Origin of the sequence: Shewanella seohaensis (assembly GCF_023283775.1) — a bacterium.
Lineage (GTDB): Bacteria > Pseudomonadota > Gammaproteobacteria > Enterobacterales > Shewanellaceae > Shewanella > Shewanella seohaensis.
Genome location: NZ_JAKILE010000007.1, coordinates 189,861 through 210,765 on the forward strand (window position 1 = coordinate 189,861; position 20,905 = coordinate 210,765).

The 20,905-nt window shown below is 50.8% G+C and carries 19 protein-coding genes; 9 read left to right on the top strand and 10 right to left on the bottom strand.

Going from position 1 to position 20,905, the window contains the following annotated elements; genetic code table 11:
* Positions 1-48 precede the first annotated feature (48 nt).
* From L2713_RS10350 to L2713_RS10380, 7 genes are all read right to left on the bottom strand, one after another.
* Positions 49-1,239, bottom strand: a complete 1,191-nt coding sequence (locus tag L2713_RS10350; RefSeq protein WP_248967864.1) for a cyclic di-GMP phosphodiesterase — start codon at positions 1,237-1,239, stop codon at positions 49-51.
* 219 nt (positions 1,240-1,458) lie between these two features.
* A complete protein-coding gene (locus L2713_RS10355) occupies positions 1,459-1,701 on the bottom strand; it encodes a hypothetical protein (protein ID WP_248967826.1) in 243 nt (80 codons plus the stop codon).
* A gap of 7 nt (positions 1,702-1,708) precedes the next feature.
* The gene (locus L2713_RS10360) at positions 1,709-2,446 is read right to left on the bottom strand and encodes a DNA-binding protein (protein WP_248967827.1); all 738 of its coding nucleotides are present in this window, start codon (positions 2,444-2,446) and stop codon (positions 1,709-1,711) included.
* A 15-nt stretch (positions 2,447-2,461) separates the two neighbouring features.
* Positions 2,462-3,004 carry a hypothetical protein gene (locus L2713_RS10365; protein WP_011624585.1) on the bottom strand — a complete coding sequence of 181 codons (543 nt, stop codon included), beginning with the start codon at positions 3,002-3,004 and terminating at the stop codon, positions 2,462-2,464.
* Entirely contained in the window at positions 3,001-3,684 is a 684-nt protein-coding gene (locus L2713_RS10370) for an energy-coupling factor transporter transmembrane component T (protein ID WP_089068838.1), read from the bottom strand. Before L2713_RS10370 ends, L2713_RS10365 begins: the two co-directional genes overlap by 4 nt.
* Complete coding sequence (locus L2713_RS10375) at positions 3,674-5,041, bottom strand: ATP-binding cassette domain-containing protein (protein ID WP_248967828.1); 1,368 nt, start codon at positions 5,039-5,041, stop codon at positions 3,674-3,676. Before L2713_RS10375 ends, L2713_RS10370 begins: the two co-directional genes overlap by 11 nt.
* A 1-nt stretch (position 5,042) precedes the next feature.
* A complete protein-coding gene (locus L2713_RS10380; RefSeq protein WP_248967829.1) occupies positions 5,043-7,226 on the bottom strand; it encodes a TonB-dependent receptor plug domain-containing protein in 2,184 nt (727 codons plus the stop codon).
* Positions 7,227-7,634: 408 nt separating this feature from the next.
* Between L2713_RS10380 and L2713_RS10385 the strand changes: the two genes are divergently transcribed.
* The gene (locus L2713_RS10385; protein ID WP_248967830.1) at positions 7,635-8,993 is read left to right on the top strand and encodes an isochorismate synthase; all 1,359 of its coding nucleotides are present in this window, start codon (positions 7,635-7,637) and stop codon (positions 8,991-8,993) included.
* Positions 8,994-9,001: 8 nt separating this feature from the next.
* On the opposite strand, the gene L2713_RS10390 is transcribed toward L2713_RS10385, so the two are convergent.
* Positions 9,002-9,727, bottom strand: coding sequence for a type 2 periplasmic-binding domain-containing protein (locus tag L2713_RS10390; RefSeq protein ID WP_248967831.1), 726 nt, complete (start codon positions 9,725-9,727; stop codon positions 9,002-9,004).
* Positions 9,728-9,969: 242 nt separating this feature from the next.
* On the opposite strand from L2713_RS10390, the gene L2713_RS10395 reads away from it, so the two are divergent.
* Together L2713_RS10395 and L2713_RS10400 are read left to right on the top strand one after the other, a co-directional pair.
* Entirely contained in the window at positions 9,970-10,629 is a 660-nt protein-coding gene (locus L2713_RS10395) for a 7-cyano-7-deazaguanine/7-aminomethyl-7-deazaguanine transporter (RefSeq protein ID WP_039977624.1), read from the top strand.
* A 99-nt stretch (positions 10,630-10,728) separates the two neighbouring features.
* Positions 10,729-11,196 carry a GNAT family N-acetyltransferase gene (locus L2713_RS10400; protein WP_248967832.1) on the top strand — a complete coding sequence of 156 codons (468 nt, stop codon included), beginning with the start codon at positions 10,729-10,731 and terminating at the stop codon, positions 11,194-11,196.
* A gap of 255 nt (positions 11,197-11,451) precedes the next feature.
* Here the strand turns inward: L2713_RS10400 and L2713_RS10405 are convergent, their stop codons facing one another.
* Complete coding sequence (locus L2713_RS10405) at positions 11,452-13,587, bottom strand: sensor histidine kinase (RefSeq protein WP_248967833.1); 2,136 nt, start codon at positions 13,585-13,587, stop codon at positions 11,452-11,454.
* Positions 13,588-14,970 (bottom strand): sigma-54-dependent transcriptional regulator, encoded by a 1,383-nt coding sequence (locus L2713_RS10410; protein WP_011718787.1) that lies wholly within the window; start codon positions 14,968-14,970, stop codon positions 13,588-13,590. It lies immediately after the preceding gene.
* 284 nt (positions 14,971-15,254) lie between these two features.
* Between L2713_RS10410 and L2713_RS10415 the strand changes: the two genes are divergently transcribed.
* From L2713_RS10415 to moaA, 6 genes are read left to right on the top strand one after another with little or no spacing between them, the layout of a single operon-like run.
* The gene (locus L2713_RS10415; protein WP_011624595.1) at positions 15,255-16,079 is read left to right on the top strand and encodes an ABC transporter substrate-binding protein; all 825 of its coding nucleotides are present in this window, start codon (positions 15,255-15,257) and stop codon (positions 16,077-16,079) included.
* The gene (locus L2713_RS10420) at positions 16,076-16,783 is read left to right on the top strand and encodes an ABC transporter permease (protein WP_011624596.1); all 708 of its coding nucleotides are present in this window, start codon (positions 16,076-16,078) and stop codon (positions 16,781-16,783) included. The genes L2713_RS10415 and L2713_RS10420 overlap by 4 nt, the downstream gene beginning before the upstream one ends.
* 3 nt (positions 16,784-16,786) lie before the next feature.
* Entirely contained in the window at positions 16,787-17,494 is a 708-nt protein-coding gene (locus tag L2713_RS10425) for an ABC transporter ATP-binding protein (protein WP_248967834.1), read from the top strand.
* The gene (gene mobA, locus L2713_RS10430; protein ID WP_023266178.1) at positions 17,478-18,071 is read left to right on the top strand and encodes a molybdenum cofactor guanylyltransferase MobA; all 594 of its coding nucleotides are present in this window, start codon (positions 17,478-17,480) and stop codon (positions 18,069-18,071) included. The genes L2713_RS10425 and mobA overlap by 17 nt, the downstream gene beginning before the upstream one ends.
* A 30-nt stretch (positions 18,072-18,101) precedes the next feature.
* Positions 18,102-19,901, top strand: a complete 1,800-nt coding sequence (locus tag L2713_RS10435) for a bifunctional molybdopterin-guanine dinucleotide biosynthesis adaptor protein MobB/molybdopterin molybdotransferase MoeA (protein WP_248967835.1) — start codon at positions 18,102-18,104, stop codon at positions 19,899-19,901.
* Positions 19,902-19,917: 16 nt separating this feature from the next.
* Positions 19,918-20,901 (top strand): GTP 3',8-cyclase MoaA, encoded by a 984-nt coding sequence (gene moaA, locus L2713_RS10440; RefSeq protein ID WP_248967837.1) that lies wholly within the window; start codon positions 19,918-19,920, stop codon positions 20,899-20,901.
* The last annotated feature ends 4 nt before the right edge of the window (positions 20,902-20,905 follow it).

The window sequence follows — 20,905 nt, forward strand, 5'->3', positions numbered from 1 at the left end:
ATGAATGGCACCTGACAACTTGGCAGATATCAGGCGCAACGGCGCGCATTAGTAGAAGGGTTTAGGGTCGATATCCAGCGAGCTAGGTGAAACGCCGCGTTCAATATGCAGATCCGACTTGAGCAGATCTACCATAACCACCTCGGTGTAACGTTTTGCTTTTAAAGAATAAAAGCATTTTACGATCGGGTGTAATGCGTCCCGGTCCTTCGAAGTCCAGACGATACCCACTCGTCCATCGGACAATTCGACCAAAGAACCGACAGGATACACGCCGACGCAGCGAATAAACTCGTATACCAGTTCTTGATCGAGATGGAACGGTGTCAAACTCAGTAGGATCTTAAAGGCCGCCGCGGGGCTCATGGCCTCTTTGTAACAACGAGTGGCAGTGAGGGCGTCGAAGATATCAACGATACAACTCATGCGGCCATGGAGTGGGATTTCCTCGGCCTTTAATCCCCTTGGGTATCCACGGCCATCGAGCTTTTCATGGTGCATCAGGCAAACGTCTTTACTGACCTGAGATAAGCCTTTTGTTTCGTTCATAATTTCAAGTGCATACACTTGATGCAGCTTCATATGTTCGAATTCTTCTGGGGTCAGCTTACCCGGCTTATGCAGCACCTTGTTATCGACCTTGATCTTGCCGATATCGTGCAAGATACCACCGACCGCCATCTCCCGAAGAATCGAACGGTCGAGCTTTAAATACTTACCAAAGGTCACCAACAGGAAGGCCACATTCACTGAATGTTCAAGCAGATAAGCATCCTTTGAACGCAGTGCAGACATACATCTCAGCGCGTCTTCATCCAACAAGACAGATTCAATCATGCTGTCGGCTAAGGCTTCGAATGGGGCGACTTCTATCGCTTTGCCTTCAAAGGTTTCTGACAAGACTTTGCGGATCAAGTCTTTCGCTTCGGTCAAAATGACCTGTGCCTGCTTTTGTTGATTCTCGCGGGTCGCAAACGGTTTTTTCGGTTCTGGCGGAATGTTGTTGCTGGCTTTACGTTTAAAACCACAATGTTCGGCCGAACGTTCAGTGTCGACCCAAACAAATTTGATCCCATTCTTGGTTAATTTGGCAATCGCATCCTTGTGCTTGATTTGGCCAGCGTTTGCAATGGCGAGTCGACCTTGATCACTTTTGTCTATCGCACAGACAAACATACCCAATGTTAATTGCGACACGGGTAATTTGATTAGCTCAACTGATTCTGCCGACTCACTCATTTCTAGCAACCCCAAGGCATAGAGAAGATTACTGCTACTGACCACGCAACACGCCATGCTAATTTAGCACATTATGAAGCCATTTTTATCTTGGTAGTATAGGACAGTATAACTTGCATTCTAAGCTGGGGAGGTTAAAAGCACCATATGCTTTGATGACAAGCCTCAAAGAACAAGGCAAAAACCAAGCAAAATGATGGGACTCGATTCAAATATAAGCTAATTAGTTAATAATACGGTATTTTTTAGCATCAAACACTCGAAGCTTGTCATCATCCAACGACGATATTGGCAGTTATAACAGGAGCGAAGTTCATCATCGACCTGCTCATCTTCATCATCGGGAGCAAAACGAGAGCACAGTTGTGCCACCCGTCTCGCCTCGGAATATTGCTGTAAACCCGCCCGAAAAATCCAGCGCTCGGTCTCGTATTCAAACTGTTGAAGTAGCTCTTGCTCCATTCTCACCTCAATAGTCCTGTAAGGCTTGCTTACCCGCATTACGCCACAACTCACCGTCCTTCGCGACTAACAATACAAATTGATGCTCAAGGTAAACGGCCTTCACTTTGCCTTTGAGTTGAACCTTTTCATCCGCCGCTAAACGGGTTTTATCTGTGCTAATGACCGCATCGAGGCCAGTCTGCTCGAGAATCTCTGCCACAGTTAATTCGAGGGAGACTTCCTCAAGTTGACCGAGTTTGATTTGACCCTTAACTCGCCCATCGCTCCCCATTAAGCGCAGCCCTAATCCCGCCAAGGCACCGATCACGCCCTGTCCGGTGCCACCGTGCTCGGTGAGTTGGATCTGTAACTGCTCTGCAAGCTGATAGGCGGCTTCTTTGGTAATCACCTCACGCTTGGCGCTGAGTCCGAAGTCTATCAGCGCATGCACATCATAGTCGGAATCGACATCCAAAATCGCAATCCCAGGATCCGCCTTAGGCGCCGATTCGGCCACCAGATGCGCGACCGCAAGACGATGGATTTCCGCCTGCGATAGTGGCGACTGCAGCGCAAAACACATGGCACTGTTGTGTGAGGTGTAGGGAATGTCAGGGTGCACAAACAGTTGATGCCGCGTCACAAAGGAGGCCTTGCCCCGCGAGGTTTGCGCGAGTAAGAGTGCAATTTCCTCGGCAATCTCCCCCGTGCCCTTAGTGCCAATGTCGTCGGTATCGTCGATACAAATAAGCCAATTTTTCATCGGTATTCCTAGCAGTTAAAACTTGTCACGGTGAAGGAGATCATGGGCCTTAAGCCTATGCAGCACGGGAGGCACTAACAGGGCACCTAAGGTGGCAAAGAATCCGCCCTTAAGCACGCTTGCGCCCCATTGGATCAGCACGACATCGAGCGCCATGCCCGCCAGCGCATTGGTCAGTGCCACTTTGACCGCCCACGCCATACAACCAACAATGCCTAAAATCACGCAGCGCCAATGCAGGCTTAATGTGAGCGGTAACAACAAGGCCACCAGATCCATCGCTATAGCAGGTAAGATAAACTTCAATAAAATCATTGGGCCACCCTTACCAACACCGAGCGCCATGGCGACTAAGCCCGCAATGCCGCCGCAGGCAATCATGCTGCCGAAACGCCCAAGCACGCCGTAGCAAATCAAGTAGAAGAAGCTCATTAAAAACATGCTGTGACCAGAAAGCCCAAGCTTGAGCCTTAACATGCCCGTCAATGCCACCAGCAGGGTGGCACAAAAGCCGATAAACAAAGAATCCTGTAAGCTCAGGGGGAGTTTTTTATTCATTTTTTGTCTCTGGGTGAATGCCAATGGGTGGCACGTGAGCTCTTACCAAAGTGGCGGCTCTGGGCCGCAACCGCCATCTGGCGAGATAATTTAAGCAATTGGATTAACACAGGAAACAGCACGCAGTACACCAGTTCTGGCCAGTTTTTGGGATTCCGCAACGCCTTAGGGGTAATGCGTGCACCGCGCAGACACTGGATCTGGTAAATCTCGCGCACTTCGTCCGCCATATAGGGCAGCAAACTCAAAGATGCAGCCACCACAAAGGCCCATTTGCTCGGCAAGAATGCACTTAAGACTTCGCCGATACGCTCAGGCGCCGCCGTGATGCACAACCACCATCCGGGGATAGTCGCTAAAATAATGCGTCCCACCACCACGGCGCCTTGGGCAAGGTGATCAACACCATAGAGCAGCAGATAAAGACTTAAGGTAATCGTCAGTTGGATCACGCCGAGTTTCACCACGCCCATAATACTGCCTCGGCGCGCTAACCCATGGAGTACAAGCAAGCCATTCACGGCCGCCAGCGGTAGCAGTAAATCGGCGGGCAATACAAAAGCGCAGGCGGAAAGTACGCAGACTAAAAACAGCGACAGCGCGCACAGGGTGGTTTCTTGTTTCTCGCGACTCCAACGCCGGCGGGCACGTAGTCGCCATCGACGACAACTAACCCACATAGCGCTCCTCCATCCCCATGGCTTCTTCTGCCAACAGCCCTTGGCGCAGGCTTAACTGCCGCGACACCGCACTGTGTTCCACCAGCCTATGGCTGGTCATCAGAATCGCACAGCCTTGGGCACTGAGACGCTTGAGCAGGAACCATACTTTGCGATAGTACTCTTTATCCATACCCGCGAGCGGGTCATCGAGTAGCAGCACCTTAGGCTGCAAGCAGGCTAGGGATGCCAAGGCAATCAGGTGTTGCTGACCATAGGACAGCTTATGGGGCGACTGTTCGGCCAGAGCGCTCAACTCGAGATCGAGCAACATTTGCTCGGCACGCGCAGTCGGAAGTTCGAAACGATTCAAACTAAACTGCATTTCGGCCAGCACATTGGTTTCAAACAGTTGTCGACTCGGCCTTTGCAGCAATAGCCCTAACTCCGCGCCATACACACCGAGTTTAGGTTTACGGCCTAGCACCTTGAGTGGCAAACGTAGCTTTAAGTGCAGCATGCCCGCGAGGGATTTTAAGAGGCTGGTTTTACCCGCGCCATTATCCCCCACTAAGGTCACTATCTCGCCCGCATGCAGTTGAAACCCTTGCGGACAACTAAACAGGGGCTGACAACCATCGAAGCAAAAATCAAACGCCTCGGCGCTGACCAGCACTTTGCCTAAGTGATGGGCGCCTCCCCAAGCTCTCACTGGCACATCCTGCACTGGGGCATCGCTAACGGTGTATATTCCCTCGGATAAACGGCCAGCCTCTAATTGCCAATAGTGCTGGATAATCTCGGCAAAGGCCGCCGCATTATGTTCCACCAGCACCAATGCCATACCTTCGGCAATCAGATTACGCAGCACAGCCAATAGCTCGCTTACACCGTGATCATCGAGCTGCGCCCATGGCTCATCGAGCAAGAGTAAATGCGGCTCGCACACCAACTGGGCGGCAATCATCAAGCGGTATTTTTGGCCGAGGGAAAGGGTGCTGACAGGGGTATCGAGCCGTAAAAACAGCCCGACGCGTCGCAGCGCTAACTGCACCTTAGGCAACATATTCTCGGCGGGGATGCCGAGATTCTCTAAGGCGAAGGCGACTTCGGCACCCACGGTTTGCCTCAGTAGCTGGGTTTGAGGATCCTGCATCACTAAGCCAGTCACCAGCTCTGGATGACGCCAAATATCGCCCTCATGGGGACGCGACAGCACGCCCGCCAGTAGATTTAATAAACTCGATTTCCCCGAGCCCGTTGGCCCGCTCACACAATGGCATTGGCCTGCGCCAATCGAGAGCTTAAGCTCCTGTAAAACCGGGGCTAATTGGCTGCCATAGTTAAAGCTGACACCGTCGAGCTCGAGTAATTTCATCTTAAATCTGCCAGTTCACACCAACGAAGAACTGACGGCCAGCCTGAGGCAATGCTTCACTCTGGTAGTAGTTCTCATCCAATAGGTTAGTGGCGCGCAGATACACTTCTAACTTATCGGCGATCAGCGGCTGCACTAAGTTGATATCCACTAAGGTGTAGTTATCCAGCGACTGCTGTTGATACTGGTTCTGACCGTTCACTTTCACCTGAGTCGCATAAACCTGATCGAGGATTCGCTCCACATTGAGGTGGACTTGCGTCTCGAATGGGAATTCGTAGCTCATTTGCCAGCGCAGCTGGTGACGAGGACGGTATTGCAGCGCATCTAAGGTATCGTCGCCTTCCATTTCTTTCGAGTCTAGGAAGCTGTAAGAGAAGCTCAGATCTAAATGCTCAATCGCATGGTTGTTAATCTGGAAATCAACCCCTTTGAACTCATAGCGCCCCATATTTTGGTAGAAACCATCGGTATCTTTGGCGATATAGTTCTTCGCATCGGTGTAAAAACCATAGAGCGAGAAGTCGGTGCTGGCTGGTAGGTTTTGATCCAGACCCAGCTCAACATGTTTAGACTCTTCCGCTTCTAACTCACTATTACCCGATGATTGCGAGTACAAATTCACCATAGAAGGGAAACGTACTTTGCGTGCCACACTCAGGCTCAAACGAGAGTCAGGCACAATCTGCCAATAACTAGAGGCCATCGCCGAGTAGTTATCATCCGTACCGTCTGAAGTATCGAGTGAATGGAAAGCCCCGCCCAAGGTGAAGCCATAGTTATGTTCTGACTGATACTGATATTCGGCCGCAGCAGTATACAACCATGCAGAATCATTTAGGTTTTCAGCGCCGCCAGAACCGCCACCGCTACCATTGCCAGAACCTGTTCCACTGCCACTACCAGTACCACCGCCAGAACCTGTTCCGCCGCCGCTACCCGTGCCTCCGCCAGAGCCTGTGCCGCCACCGCTACCCGTGCCACCGCCAGAGCCTGTTCCACTGCCGCTACCTGAGCCGCTGCCAGAACCTGAACCAGTGCCTGTACCCGAGTTATTGCCAGTACCGCTGCCAGCGTTACTGGAGTAAGTGTCCACGACAGACTTCCAGCTCTGCTCTTCAGCAATCACAGAGGTGGTTAACAGCCCTGCTTTATGAAAATCGGTGATTAACTGTAAATTGACCCCTTGCACCACGGAACGGCCATCTTGGGTTTGCGTCAATGCTTGATAGGTTTCATCCGCATAGGCTGCTTCTAAGGTATCGCTTTGATTGTGATAACCAAATCCGCGCAGGGTAAAGGTATCGTCAAACTGATGGGCTAAGCCGAGTTGGAAGGTATGTGAATCATAGTCGTCGGTACGCTCATACTTGAGCTTACCGCTGCCAGTACCATCACGTGAGGGTTTACCCCACTCACCATTACGCAGTGCCATATTGGCGATCAGCTGTGTCTTATCCGATAACCAATAACTGCCTTGGGCATAGACGTTGGTGACTTCTTTATCTGAATTAACTCTCAGCTCACCGTCTTGATATTGGGTCGGCTCGAAATCGTTCGACATCGGGAAACCATCGGTCTGTTGACGGCTCACACTCACCAATCCCTGCCAATCATCACCCGAGCCAGCGGCGCTGATATCGCCATTAAAGGTATTGTCTTTACCCGCTTCTAAACGTCCAGACAAGGCGGGCGCTGTGCTGCCTTGCTTAGTAATAATATTGATCACACCGCCGGCGCCGCTTGGGCCGTACAGTACTGAAGTCGGGCCAACTGACACTTCAACCGAGGCAATTTGGCTGGTTGGGATCACGCTTGGGTCGAACTGGCCATCGTCGGCACTGCTCATAGGCACGCCGTTCACCAACAGAGTGACATGACGGGTCTTAAAACCACGGATATCGACCCTAGGGGTGCCATCGCCACCCACACGGATATAAACCCCGGGTACATTCTTCAGCACTTGATCTAAAGTCTGTGCACCCAGAGCACGAATTTCGGCTTCGTCGATGCTCCAATGGGTGGTTGCCAATTGCTCCGCATCGGCACCTTCACCATGGACGACAATCACTTCATTCACATTCAACAGGGGATCGCGGGCGATTTCATCGGCTGAGGCGGTAAAACTCAGCCCAATTGCCAGCGCTAAGGACGACACTCTAAAGGCGGTATTTCTGGTAATCATATTATTGTTGTCATACAGGAAATTTAAGATGTGCCCCCTATTGTGGTCTGAGGAATTTCCGTCTCAACTGAAATAAAATCAAAAACCAACCCAGATCGACTAATCACAACAAATAGAAAATGCGACGCATCACAAAGAGACAAAATGTCCAACATAGACAACGGTATCGACAAAAAGACCCATCTTGGTCACGTTTTTTAGCGCCGCAAAATGAGACTATGGCAAAAGTCACACACTCGTGGGTTGCATCTTGACACTGACGGCCTCGGCCTTTAATTTGAGCGAAAGATTCTTATTTACACGCTCTCACCCACTCGGTGTAAATAGCTTTAAAAAGAATGGATTAACTTACCGCTGACTGCCGGAACTTCAGCCACCACCTTCATCTCGTTACCTTTGGAGTTTTATTTGCCCGCTCACGCCCTGTCTGAAGACCTTAAGTCTCTCATCGACAAACTCATTCAATTGAAGCAGGTTCCACCGACGGAGCCGATAGTGCAGTTATCCTTAACCACTGTTTCTATCCCTTTGATTTCATGGCTGGCATCCCAAAACCAATACCCGCGCATCTACTGGCATGGACGTGACAAGGTTGAAGAAGTGGCGGCGATTGGTGCCTGTAAAGACTTTAAGTTTGAAACCGGCGTCGATGATGACACCTTAGCGGAAATTTACCAACAGCAACGCGCCTTAACCACGAATCCCGAGATCCGTTACTACGGCGGCGTGGCGTTTGACCGCAGCATAGAGTCCTGGCCAGAGTTTGGTAATAGTCGCTTTGTGCTACCGCGTATCGAATTTAGACGCAGCGCGAACCAGTTCAGTTTGCGGGTCAATCTGAACTTTGCCGATCGGCATCCCGAAGAGGAAATCGACCTCGCCATTGCCGCGATAGAAGCCGTGCTACCGGCTCGTCCGCTCGCACCGCCCAATAAACTTGCGCTGTTGAGCCGCACCGATATTCCCGATTTTCCGCGCTGGAAGACCTTAATCGAGCAAGTGGTTGAGCCCAAGTTTAACCAAGAGACGCCCAAGGTGGTGCTGTCGCGCCACACTGAGCTTGAGGTCAATGCACAGGTCGATCCTTGGATGGTGTTAGCCTGCTGGCAGGGGCGTAATCCGAATAGTTTCCAATTTGGCTTCCAATTTAGCCCTGAGCGCACTTATATCTCCTGCTCGCCAGAGCGGTTATTTCGCCGTCGTCAGCAGGAATTGTTTACCGAGGCGCTTGCAGGCACCACAGTACGTGGCTTAAACCAAGAAGAAGACACGGCACTGGCCAACGCGCTGCTCGAAGACAACAAAAACAGCATAGAAAACCAGCTGGTTCGCCGCCATATCGTCAGTATGCTCTCCCCCTTGAGCCAACATGTGGGCGCCGAAGAAACCGCGACGATTTTTAAGCTAAACCATATTCAGCATCTCCACCGCGCCATTCGCGCCGAGTTAAAGCAGGGCGTGAATGACTTCCAATTGCTACAGGCTCTGCACCCAACTCCTGCTGTGGGTGGCCTTCCCCGCGAGTCTGCCATGCGCTTTATTCGCGAACGCGAAGGCTACATGCGCGGCTGGTACGCCGGTGCCTGTGGTTATTTCAATAAGTACGAGAGTGAATTTTCGGTGGCGATTCGTAGCGCCTTGATTGAACCAGGCAAGATCAATCTGTTTGCCGGAGCGGGGATTATTGCGGGTTCGGATCCCGAGGCGGAATGGCAGGAGCTGGAGAATAAGCTGGCGACGATTATGTCAATTTTGATCGAACTGTAACGGCAAACTCAATAGCCATTGGCCTTAGTCTCTGTGTAGAGTCGTTCTTGCTCACCGGAATCAATCAGCTTTTTATGTTCAATATCAAAATGTTGCTTTAGCATCCGCCCTTTTTCCGTATTGGCAAAGGCGAAATAAGTTTCGGCGGTGAGCACCCCAGGAATAATCACAAACTGCTGCGGCGCCTTCAATTGAGGGACGAGAGTCTCCATATTCTTTCTGTAATCCAGCACGGCATCGGTTCGCCCCGCATTCACGCTATTTAGCATGCTTAAGATATCGCTGCCTTCCTCATAAAACATCGGGGTCGTCGTCAGCATGTTATAGCGATAGGCCAACATGGCCTGCACTTTCTTGTGGGATAGGCTCTCCATCCCCGACCAAGTCGCCGCAATTTGCGGGGTAACGGCGGCATCGATAGAGTCGAGTTCAACGGGGTTTTCACTCAGTAGGCTGTTTTTCACATCCCCCTTGTAAACACTGAGGATCATATCCACTCTGCTGGTTTCAACCATATAAAGCGTGCGGGCAAAGGGCATAAACTGCACATCGAGTTGCCAATCGGGAGCAGGAAAAGCCTTGCGGAGAATATCGAAGTAATAACCCGTCTCATCAGGATTGGAGAAACCCTGCCACGAAGCAGTGACCAGATGGATCACTACGGGCTTAGCCGGTGTCGCGTAGGAACACAAACTCAATAAACTAAAACACAAGGCCGCAAGAAATGATCGCATCGCGTTCTCCTCCCATTTCTTAACAGTGTAGGATAATTTCCCTGCCAGTGCTGTGACCTTATCTACCACTCCTCCTCGAAACTCAAGGCTAAATTGCTTGGAATATAAACAGTAAGCTTGCATCTTCGAACCTGGTCACTATAATGGCGACCCCGATTTCCGCACGCTGATATTGGGTAAAATAACAACAGATCATTTAGCGGGTTCCCTCACCCCGCCCTACACAACTAAAAAGGCCACATATGTTAATGTTAACCCCAGCGCAGCTTCGCCGCGCACTCCTGCTATTAGTGGGATTTCACATACTGATTATTTGCGTCAGCAACTACTTGGTACAACTACCGTTTCAATTGTTTGGTTTTCACACCACTTGGGGCGCGTTTAGTTTTCCCTTTGTCTATCTGGCGACCGATCTCACCGTGCGCATCTTTGGACAAACACCTGCCCGTAGCATCATTCTCAAGGCCATGGTGCCCGCGTTGATGATTTCCTATGTCATGGGTGTGGTATTCCATCAAGGCAGCTTCCAAGGGATTGATTCCTTAAGCCAATGGAACACTTTTGTGTTTCGCATTGCCTTCGCCAGCTTCGCGGCTTATTTGATTGGTCAGCTGATGGATATCACAGTCTTCGCTCGCCTACGCCAAAGCCGTTCTTGGTGGGTCGCGCCTGCGGCATCGACCATTGTCGGTAACTTAGTCGACACCTTAGTGTTCTTCAGTGTCGCTTTTTATGCCTCAACAGACAGCTTTATGGCGGCCAACTGGCCCGAAATCGCGGCCGTGGATTACAGCTTCAAATTACTCGTGAGCTTAGGGTTATTCCTGCCCGCCTACGGCGTCCTGCTGAAGGTCTTACAAGACAAGATCTTGCAAACCAGTCCACAAAAATCATTTTCCTGATTAACTCAACTGGCCAGACCTGTTATAATTTGAGCAGTTTTTAGTTCAGCCCCACTGTGTTTATGCGCATTTGGGGCTGATTTTCTGTGAGAGAAAATTATGTATTCAATTGAAATCAAAGCTCTGACAGCTCTGACACCTGAGTTGACCACACAGCTTATCGAACTGAGCAAGCAAATCCCTGAACTCGACCGCCCGCTGACCAGCGAAACACTGGCAGAACGTCTCTCGGATAAGACTTGCTTGATTCTCTTAGCCTATGTGGAAGGTGAATTTGCAGGCTTTAAGCTGGGATACGAACAGGCTGATGCCGTGTTTTACAGTTGGTTAGGCGGTGTTGCGACCGACTTTAGACGTTTAGGTCTGGCACAAAGCCTATTGGAATACCAAGAAACATGGGCAAGCCGCCAAGGTTATAACTTCATCCAGGTTAAGACCATGAACCGCTTCCCCGCCATGCTCAATCTGTTGATTAGAAACCAGTACTTGATTACTGAACTGAAGGCCGATCCGCAAAGCCTGATCGACCATAAACTGCATTTAAGCAAGTCGATTGCGACTGCTTAAAGGCGATTTACATAAAAATGTGCATTTTTTGCGAGAAATAGCTTGCAAACCTAATTGAGAATGATTATCGTTAACTTGCGTTCCAAAACTCATCTTTAACACGGATGACTGGTAATCTGACGTTGTTAAAGTGCTCCTGAGTTTGCAAGCACGACATTGCTCACACACACTCTTTTGTGGCCGGATTCATCATCCGGCTTTTTTTTGCTTTTTATTCAGTGAATCAATCCTATAGCGTTGTGTGCAGAGTCGCTTCTAAGATGACATTTCGGTGCTTTGGCCGGAAAAATGTAAACCATCGTAGGGGTTGTTTTGCTGATCTTCCTTCGCCTCATGGTACAAACCAATGGTGAAGATAGAGCCCTTACCCAGTACAGAACTCACTTCTATGGTGCCGCCGATGCGCTTGATAATGCCGTAACTTAAGGATAATCCAAGGCCTGTGCCGTCTTTACGCGTGGTGTAGAAGGGATCAAAAATCCGCCCTAGCTGCTCAGGCGCAATCCCCGAACCTTCGTCCTCAACCTCAATTTTCACCCCAATCGGCATATCTTGCTGCAGCCAATCATAGGTTCGCACCCAAATCCTGCCCTTACCGTCCATCGCATGAGCGGCGTTAACCACAAGGTTAATCAGCACTTGCAGCAACTGCGGGCGATTAACCTGCACTGGGCAGCTGGCGTTCAGTTCAGTGATCAGCACCACTTCTTGTTTCTGAATCGAGTGCCGCACTAATACCAGCATTTCCTCGATGATAGGCGTAATAGGATGCATCTCTAAGGGAGCGTTAAACTCACCAGGACGGCTGTATTGCAGCAGGCTGCGGATAATAGTGCTAATGCGGCCAACCTGTTGGATAACAAGGTCGATTTCTTCTTTTACCGACTCGGCATTATCTCCAAGCTCATAACGCAGCAGCTCCATATTGCCGAGGATCACCGCCGTTGGATTATTGATCTCATGGGCAATCCCTGCGGTTAGCTCACCCAGCGCGGTTAACTTTTCATTGGTCACTAACTGCTGGCGAGTCTCATTGAGTAACGCCACGTTGCGCTGCAATTCCAAAGTCTTATCCTGCAGGCTACGAGTCCGCTCCTCGACCTTCATCTCGAGTTGTTCGGCCGCGGATTGGATTTGCGCGTTGCGCCGCTGCAATAAGTCGAGCATACGGTCGAACTGCTCGGCAAGATTCGACAATTCGTTATCCCTGTCCAGCCCCAAGGCGCCAATACGTACATTGCGACCAGACTGCACCGCTTGCACCACATGGTGAATACGCTCAATCGGTTGCAACAAGCTGTAAGCACCGCGGTACACCAACAAGCCGGAGATCAGCAGCACCAGCATCAAAATAGTGCCTAACTCGATGATATTAAGCAGGTAGTTATGGATAAAGGGCGACTCTGAGAATCCGGTATAGATCATGCCAACACGTTGCCCACGGATATCTTCTAAGGGCGCATAGGCGGAAATAAACCAATCGTTAAACACAAAGGCGCGATCGACCCATAACTCGCCGTGATTCAGCACTTTTTCGCGCACTTCCTCCGACACTAAACTGCCGAGCGCCCGCCCTTGGGGTTCATTCGATTGTGGGAAAAAATGCAAAGGCACGTTGGTTGAGACACGAATATTGTCAAGGAAAATGGTCACAGTACCGATGGAACGCTCCGGCAACGTGCCCTTGTCGTACACGAGGTCGCGGATATGGTCGACGATGCGCGTATCCCGATTAAACAGCACGCCGCCATCGAGATACCAAGCCACTTTGCCCTCAAAATCGGGGATCGGCAGCAAGCTGCGGCTCAGTAGACCACGGTCTTCCACTTGTTTATTCGGGCTTTGCGCCCGCAGTGTCGCTAGTAAGGGAATCGCCGCCCTTTGGGCTAAATCCGGATCAACCCGCGCCAAACGTTCAGGTGATAACACCATCAGCCCCGAATAGGGTAAAAGACCACCCATTTTCGGTAAAATTTGTCGCAAATCCGGGTCTGACGCGGCCTCGGCCACACTGACAAGCCTTAGAAAATCCAGATCGAGTTGCTTTTTTTGCTCATTTAAAAAGGCATCGATGCTCGCCCTGTGGGCCAATTCGCCGCTGAGAATGGGCCGAAAATCATTTTGAAAAGTCCATGAGGTCATCACTCTCTCGAGCTGTTTCTCCTGACGAACTTGCACCTGTTGCAGGGTATTTTCCGCCACAGCCAGATCGGCTTTTACCTTCATAAACAGTTGCTTGCCTGTGTAACTGATATTCCAGTAAATCGTGATAAACACTAAACTCACCAAGGTGAGCAAAATCGGCAGCAAGGTGAGGATCAGAATGCGATAACGCACTTTGGCCTGCATTTGCTGCCAACTGACACCAAAAAAGTGAGTAAAAAACGACACTTAGAACTCCTGCTCGTCGCTAACGTCAAACCACTCTTTATATTTGCGATCTAAGGTCTTACGGGAAACGCCTAAGTCCCTCGCCGCCGCCGATTTATTGCCAGAGTGCAGATCCACCACGCTGGTCACATGGTGTTTTTCCACTTCTTTCAACGGCCAATCTAAGGGATAACCTTGGGAGGCCGAAGACTCTGTCTTGACCTGCTGCTTCCAGTATTCCGCAGGCGGCTTGCCAAGCAGAATGCAGCGTTCAATCATATTGCGCAGTTCACGGATATTGCCTGGCCACTCGTGCTGTTGCAGCTTCACCATATCCTCATGGCTCCACACGACTTCGCGCACACCCAATTCGGCCGCTAATTGGCGAGTAAAGTGGTGGGTCAATTCGACCACATCTTCCGGACGCTCACGCAGCGGAGGAATTAAAATATCCAGCACATTCAATCGATAATAAAGATCACGACGGAAGTTACCCGCCTCGACTTCATCCACCAGTGTGCGGTTAGTGGCCGCAATCACCCGGACATCGATATTCACTTCCTTCTCACTGCCGACGGGGCGAATCGCCTTTTGCTCTAATACCCTGAGCAGTGCCGTCTGCATCTTGAGGGGCATCTCACCAATTTCATCGAGGAAAATGGTGCCGCCGGAGGCAAAACTGAATAAGCCTTCGCGATTTCCCTTAGCACCGGTAAATGCCCCCGCGGTATGGCCAAAGAGTTCACTCTCCAGTAGTTCGGGCGCGATAGAGCCGCAGTTAACGGGCACAAATGGCCCTTGGCGGCCGCTGAGTAAGTGTAATTGGCGCGCGACAAGCTCTTTACCCGTACCCGATTCGCCTTGAATTAACACCACGGCATTGGTCGGTGCCACGCGCTCAATCACTTGCTTGACCGACTTCATGGCCTCGCTGCTACCGATAATGGTGGAGGAATAGCCAATAGAGACTTCACGGCGCAGCATTAAGTTTTCGCGGCGCAGCAAACGGCGTTCAATACAACGGTCAACCGCCGACATCATCTGCTCGAGGTGGAAGGGCTTCATAATAAAGTCTGAGGCACCAGCCCGCAGCGCCTTAATCGCGACTTCTAAATCCGCATAGCCGGTCATAAAAATCACATCGGAGCGGCGGCCTTGTTCATCTAAGGCTTCGTGCCACTCAATGCCCGAGCGCCCCGGTAAACGGATATCGACAATCAATAGGTCGAAGTGGCAGCGACTACGTAACTGCTCAGCATCTTCAATACTGCCCGCCGTTTCGACTAAGGCGAATTTCTTCGAGAGCGCCTTATTCAAAAAGCTACGCATCCCGGGCTCGTCATCGACGATCAGGACAGACACAGCGGAAGGAAGGGGCTTGAGGTTATTATCTATCTGGCTCATAGTGCTCACTTCTGGACATTTTGACTCAATTGCGACCAATTCTAGCATTGAAACTAGACAAATAGGTCACTATGAACCATAAGAAGCATGCGCTGAGACAATTTGTCTGCAAACTATTTGTTGAGCCTGAGATCAGGGTCACAATTTAGATCAAGCTGTGAACGTAAATGCGTCATTGTTGGTTTGGCATCCTATTTGCTTTCAATCGAACGCATTACAATTTACGGAACCTCCCACTCAGTAGGCAATTGAGTCGGAACCCTATTTTTCGCCAAGGAGTATCCATGCTAAACGTGAAATCCCATATGAAGTCATTACTGGGCCTGGTTGTTGCAGCCAGCATGCTCACAGTGTTACCCGCTCAATCGGCTGAAGTGATCAAGTTAGCCACCACCACCAGTACTGAAAACTCAGGTCTGTTAAAAGAATTACTGCCTAAGTTTGAAAGTGAATCAGGCTACAAAGTACAAGTTATCGCAACGGGTACGGGTAAAGCCCTGAAACTGGGCGAGCAAGGCGATGTGGATTTAGTGATGACCCACGCCCCAAGTGCTGAAGCAAAATTTGTTGCCGACGGTTTTGGTGTTGAGCCACGTGGCATTATGGAAAACGATTTCGTGGTGTTAGGTCCTAAAAACGACCCAGCAAAACTACGTGAAAGCAAAACCGCCGAAGAAGCCTTCGCAAAAATCGCCAAATCTGGCTTACCTTTCGTCTCTCGTGGTGACAACTCTGGCACCCACATCAAAGAGTTAGAAGTATGGAAAGCCGCAGGCGTAACTCCTGACTTCAAAGGTTACACTTCAGTAGGTCAAGGCATGGGTAAAACCCTGCTGATGGCAAACGAATTACAAGGTTACACTCTGTCTGACCGTGGTACTTTCGTGGCGTACAAAACTAAGTTGGACTTAGGTGTCGATTTCGATGGCGGTAAAACGCTGGCGAACCCATACCAAGTGATTCTGATCAACCCAGCTAAATACCCAGATCTGAACCACAAAGGCGCTAAAGCCTTCAGTGACTGGCTGATCAGCAAAGAAGGTCAAGCCATGATCAACAACTTCAAAGTTGAAGGCGAGCAACTGTTCAAGGCAACCTATAGCGAATGAGCGAAGGCTGGCTAGCACTGTTACAGCAGGCGTTAAGCCTGCTGTTTTCATTGGACCCCGACGTTTGGTCCATCATCTCTGTCTCGTTTTCGGTTTCTTTCGCGGCGCTGCTCATCACCTTAGTCCCCTCTATGGTGCTCGGTTTTGTGTTGGCGTTTGCCCATTTCCCCGGAAAGTGGTTTGTCACTAACTTAGTACAAACATTGCAATCGATCCCCACGGTCGTCATCGGCCTGTTGGTGTATCTCATCTTGACCCGCAACGGCCCGCTTGGGGATTTAAAGTGGTTGTTCACTCAAGAAGGGATGATCCTCGGCCAAATGATGATTTGCGCCCCCGTGATGATCGCCATGAGTCAAGCGGCCTTCACCAGTGTCGATCGCCGGGCATGGGAAACCTCTCGCACCTTAGGCGCCTCTTGGTTTAGCGCGGTCTGGACAGTGTGCCGCGAACTGCGTATGCCATTATTGCTGGCAATTGTCGCAGCCTTTAGCCGTATTCTCACCGAAGTCGGCTGTTCTATGATGGTCGGCGGCAACATTTTAAACGTAACACGTAATATCCCGACGGCTATCGCACTGGAAACCAGTAAAGGCGATTTCGCCCAAGCTATCGCCCTCGGATTAGTGCTGCTAATCTTGGCCTTGATCCTCAACTTTGCCTTAGGTAGTTTACGCGGCAAAGAAACGCCAAGGAGCCATTAACTTATGACCCAAGCCAAACTGATCGCCCGTGACTTGGAAATGTCCTTTGGCTCGCGCTTATTATTCAAAGCCCATAGCCTAGAGTTGTGCCAAGGGAACGTCATTTATTTGCAGGGTGACAACGGCTCGGGCAAGTCGACCCTAATGAAGATCCTCGCGGGTCTACAGCCGCCATCTAAGGGCAAGATTGAAGTCAGCAGCTTTAAAAAGGACCCATGGTGGACACGCAACCCTTTGCTGGGCAAAGCCGTTTACCTCCACCAGCATCCCTATCTATTCGATGGTACAGTCAATTACAACCTGACCTACGGGCTTCCCTTTGCGGCCTCAAAAACCGAAGCCAAACGTAGAATTGGTCAAGCAATTGAGATGGCACAACTGGGCTCGCTATTGCAAGCCAGAGCCAGCAATTTATCCGGCGGCGAAAGACAACGCCTCGCCATCGCCCGCGCTTGGATTTTGCAGCCAAAGTTACTGATGCTCGATGAGCCGACCTCCAATATGGATAAGGACTCCCAAGCCTTAGTGCTGCAAATGATCCAACAGCTCAAACAGCAAGGAACGGGAATGCTATTAAGCAGCCACCAAAACTGTGCGCTCACCGCCATTTGCGAGCAGCAGTGGCACATTGAAGACCAACAGGTGATAACCTCCCGTCAGCAAACGCCCACAAACTCCACACAGGGATCTTTATATGTCGTTGCAAATTGATGCCGTAATTCTTGCCGGAGGTATGGCGCGCCGTATGGGCGGGGACGATAAAGGCCTCGTCGAGCTAAACGGCAAGGCCATGATTGAACACACTATCGAGCGGATAAAACCTCAGGTTAAGGAGATCCTGATCAACGCAAATCGTAACCAAACACGTTATGCTGAGTTCGGTTTTACGGTGTTGAGCGATGAGCATACTGGGTTTCTCGGCCCCTTGGCGGGCATGATCACTGCTATGGGTCACACCCAAGCAGACTATCTGCTCGTGGTGCCCTGCGATTGTCCGCTGCTGCCGCGGGATTTAGTCGCCCGCTTATTGGCCGCCATTGAGGCAAACGATGCTGAACTTGCCGTTGCCAGTGATGGGGAACGTGAGCAACCCGTGGTGATGTTATTAAAGCCGAGCCTGCGCGAGTCGATGACCGCCTTTCTCGAAGCGGGTGAGCGTAAAATTGATTTTTGGTATGCCAAACATCGCTTTGCGGTGGCGGCCTTTGCCGATCAACCCAATGCCTTCGTCAATGTGAACACGCCAGAACAAAAACAACGACTGGCTGCAGAGATAAACCAAAGCTAAGGCTTCAAATTTCCTAGATTAGAGGTGCAAATGAGTACTCCCTTCGTCAATCCGCTATCTATTCCCGTTCTCGGATTTTGTGCCTATAGCGGCACGGGGAAAACCACACTACTCAAGCAATTGATCCCCGAATTAAATCAGCGCGGCCTGCGTCTGGCGGTGATCAAACATGCTCACCACAATTTCGATGTCGATATTCCCGGTAAAGACAGTTACGAGATGCGCAAAGCCGGTGCGCGGCAAATGCTAGTCGCCTCCCATGTGCGTTGGGCGCTAATGACCGAAGATGCCCGCGATGGCGACCCAGAGTTAGTCCACCTGCTCAAGCAAATTGAAGCCGATAAAGTCGATATCGTCTTAGTCGAAGGCTTTAAAAAACTCACGCTACCGAAAATTGAGCTGCACCGCGCCGCCCACGGTAAGCCGTTTATCTATACCCAAGACGACAATATTCTCGCCATCGCTTGCTGTGATGACACAGCGCTGCCGAGCGAGCTAAGAAGACTCGACCTTAACAATGTCGCGCAAATTGCTGACTTTGTGATGGAATATGCCAATAGCTGGCAAGCACCCAACCCCGCATTACCAATAGCGACTGTCGATGCCTGCACCTTGGGCAGCGATAAAAACCTGAGCGTGAGCCAAGGCTTGGCGCAGATTTTATCCCATGTCGCCCCAGTCGCTGAGGTGGAAGAGGTTGGTTTAGATGCATTAGATAACCGCGTGCTTGCGCGCGACAGCATTTCGCCCGTGGATGTTCCGCAGCAAACCAACTCGGCGATGGATGGTTATGCCTTCGCCTATCAAGATCCGCTGCCTGCAAGCTTTACCTTAGTCGGCGAAGTCCTCGCCGGACATCAATATTCGGGCACACTCAAAGCGGGTGAAACCGTGCGCATTATGACGGGCGCGCCCGTGCCCGCTGGCGCAGATACAGTTCAACCTCGAGAGCTGGCTAACGAGGCCAATGCCAAGGTCAGTTTCGATGGCCGCATTCAACAGGGCCAACACGTTCGCCTTGCGGGTGAAGACATAGGCCAAGGCCAAGTCGCCCTCACCCAAGCCACACGCCTAAGCGCCGCCGAACAGGGCTTATTAGCCTCCCTCGGCCTTGACCGAGTGACGGTTTATCGTCGCCCGACCGTGGCCGTGTTCTCCACAGGTGATGAAGTCAGCCAACCCGGCGAGGCTCTGAATCCAAACTGCATCTATGACTCGAACCGTTACACCATCAAGGCGATGGCAAAACGTTTAGGTTGTGAAGTCATTGACTTAGGTATTATTGAAGATTCCGAAAGCGCACTCGAAGCGACCTTAACCAAAGCCGCGGCGCAGGCCGATGTGGTGATCAGCTCAGGCGGCGTTTCCGTTGGCGACGCCGACTACATCAAGGCCGTGCTAGCGCGCCTTGGCAATATCGACTTCTGGCGGATCAATATGCGCCCCGGTCGCCCACTCGCCTTTGGTAAGGTCGGCGATAGCCTATTCTTCGGCTTACCCGGCAATCCGGTGGCTGTGATGGTGTCGTTCCTGCAATTTGTGCAACCTGCGCTGCGTAAACTCGGCGGTGAAACAAACTGGCAGGCGCCGTTATTCCCGGCGATTACCGATGAAACCCTGCGTAGCCGCACGGGCCGCACTGAGTTTATCCGCGGAATTTATCGCCTCGGTAATGATGGCAGACTGCACGTAACCAGCACAGGCAACCAAGGTTCGGGCATGCTCAGCTCTATGGTCAAAGGCAATTGCCTTATCATCATTGGAGATGATGCTGAGGCGGTGAATGCGGGTGAAACCGTGTTTATTCAACCTTTTGCCGATCTTCTATAAGAGCCACTGAATCCCTATGAGCCAACTCGTGGATGCCTTTGGCCGTCAGGTCGAATATTTACGACTCTCAGTGACGGATCGCTGCGACTTCCGTTGTGTCTACTGCATGACGGAAGATCCCTGCTTCTTGCCCAAAGACCATGTTATGCATCTCGAAGAGTTGGCTTGGATTGCCCAAGCCTTTACGGAACTGGGGGTGACTAAAATTCGCCTCACCGGCGGCGAGCCCTTGGTGCGTAGCGATTGCGATCAACTGGTGCGCTTACTGGGCAAGCTACCAGGGCTTAAAGATTTATCGATGACCACGAATGGTTCTAGGCTCAGTAAGTTTGCCAAGCCTATGTTTGATGCGGGTCTTAAGCGCTTAAACATCAGCCTAGATACCCTTAACCCCGAGCTCTTTACCCAACTGACACGTAACGGTAAATTAGCACGTGTGATCGAAGGGATTGATGCGGCCATCGCCGCAGGTTTTGAGCGCATTAAAATCAATGCGGTGATCCTTAAGCAGCAAAATGAACATGAAGTGATTGATCTGGTTAATTTTTGCCGTGACCGAAACCTAGATATCGCCTTTATTGAAGAAATGCCGCTGGGTGAAATGGACGAGCGTAAAGACGCGCGTCATTGCAGCAGTGATGAAGTTAAGGCCATGATTAACGAGCATTATCCCCTGCAACTTTCCAATAAGCGCACAGGCGGCCCAGCGCGTTACTACACCATGGCGGATAGTCCGATTCATATCGGGTTTATCTCACCCCATAGCCACAACTTTTGCCACGAATGTAATAGAGTGCGCGTAACCGTAGAGGGGCAATTATTACTCTGCCTAGGTAATGAACACTCCATTGATTTAAAAAGCATTGTGCGAGAATATCCCGGGGACATTGAGCGCCTTAAAACCGCGATTCTCCAAGGTATCAAGCTCAAGCCTAAGCAACATGTTTTCGATAATAGTGGCGTGCAAATCCTGCGCTTTATGAATAGCACTGGCGGTTAACCCC

Bases quoted from the DNA above. Each gene is read 5' to 3' on its own strand.
- L2713_RS10375 (WP_248967828.1), bottom strand. From the start codon at position 5,041: ATGAAATTACTCGAGCTCGACGGTGTCAGCTTTAACTATGGCAGCCAA.
- L2713_RS10420 (WP_011624596.1), top strand. From the start codon at position 16,076: ATGAGCGAAGGCTGGCTAGCACTGTTACAGCAGGCGTTAAGCCTGCTG.
- L2713_RS10415 (WP_011624595.1), top strand. From the start codon at position 15,255: ATGCTAAACGTGAAATCCCATATGAAGTCATTACTGGGCCTGGTTGTT.
- mobA (WP_023266178.1), top strand. From the start codon at position 17,478: ATGTCGTTGCAAATTGATGCCGTAATTCTTGCCGGAGGTATGGCGCGC.
- L2713_RS10395 (WP_039977624.1), top strand. From the start codon at position 9,970: ATGTTAATGTTAACCCCAGCGCAGCTTCGCCGCGCACTCCTGCTATTA.
- L2713_RS10380 (WP_248967829.1), bottom strand. From the start codon at position 7,226: ATGATTACCAGAAATACCGCCTTTAGAGTGTCGTCCTTAGCGCTGGCA.
- moaA (WP_248967837.1), top strand. From the start codon at position 19,918: ATGAGCCAACTCGTGGATGCCTTTGGCCGTCAGGTCGAATATTTACGA.
- L2713_RS10425 (WP_248967834.1), top strand. From the start codon at position 16,787: ATGACCCAAGCCAAACTGATCGCCCGTGACTTGGAAATGTCCTTTGGC.
- L2713_RS10350 (WP_248967864.1), bottom strand. From the start codon at position 1,239: ATGAGTGAGTCGGCAGAATCAGTTGAGCTAATCAAATTACCCGTGTCG.
- L2713_RS10400 (WP_248967832.1), top strand. From the start codon at position 10,729: ATGTATTCAATTGAAATCAAAGCTCTGACAGCTCTGACACCTGAGTTG.
- L2713_RS10390 (WP_248967831.1), bottom strand. From the start codon at position 9,727: ATGCGATCATTTCTTGCGGCCTTGTGTTTTAGTTTATTGAGTTTGTGT.
- L2713_RS10370 (WP_089068838.1), bottom strand. From the start codon at position 3,684: ATGTGGGTTAGTTGTCGTCGATGGCGACTACGTGCCCGCCGGCGTTGG.
- L2713_RS10435 (WP_248967835.1), top strand. From the start codon at position 18,102: ATGAGTACTCCCTTCGTCAATCCGCTATCTATTCCCGTTCTCGGATTT.
- L2713_RS10365 (WP_011624585.1), bottom strand. From the start codon at position 3,004: ATGAATAAAAAACTCCCCCTGAGCTTACAGGATTCTTTGTTTATCGGC.
- L2713_RS10360 (WP_248967827.1), bottom strand. From the start codon at position 2,446: ATGAAAAATTGGCTTATTTGTATCGACGATACCGACGACATTGGCACT.
- L2713_RS10410 (WP_011718787.1), bottom strand. From the start codon at position 14,970: ATGAGCCAGATAGATAATAACCTCAAGCCCCTTCCTTCCGCTGTGTCT.
- L2713_RS10355 (WP_248967826.1), bottom strand. From the start codon at position 1,701: ATGGAGCAAGAGCTACTTCAACAGTTTGAATACGAGACCGAGCGCTGG.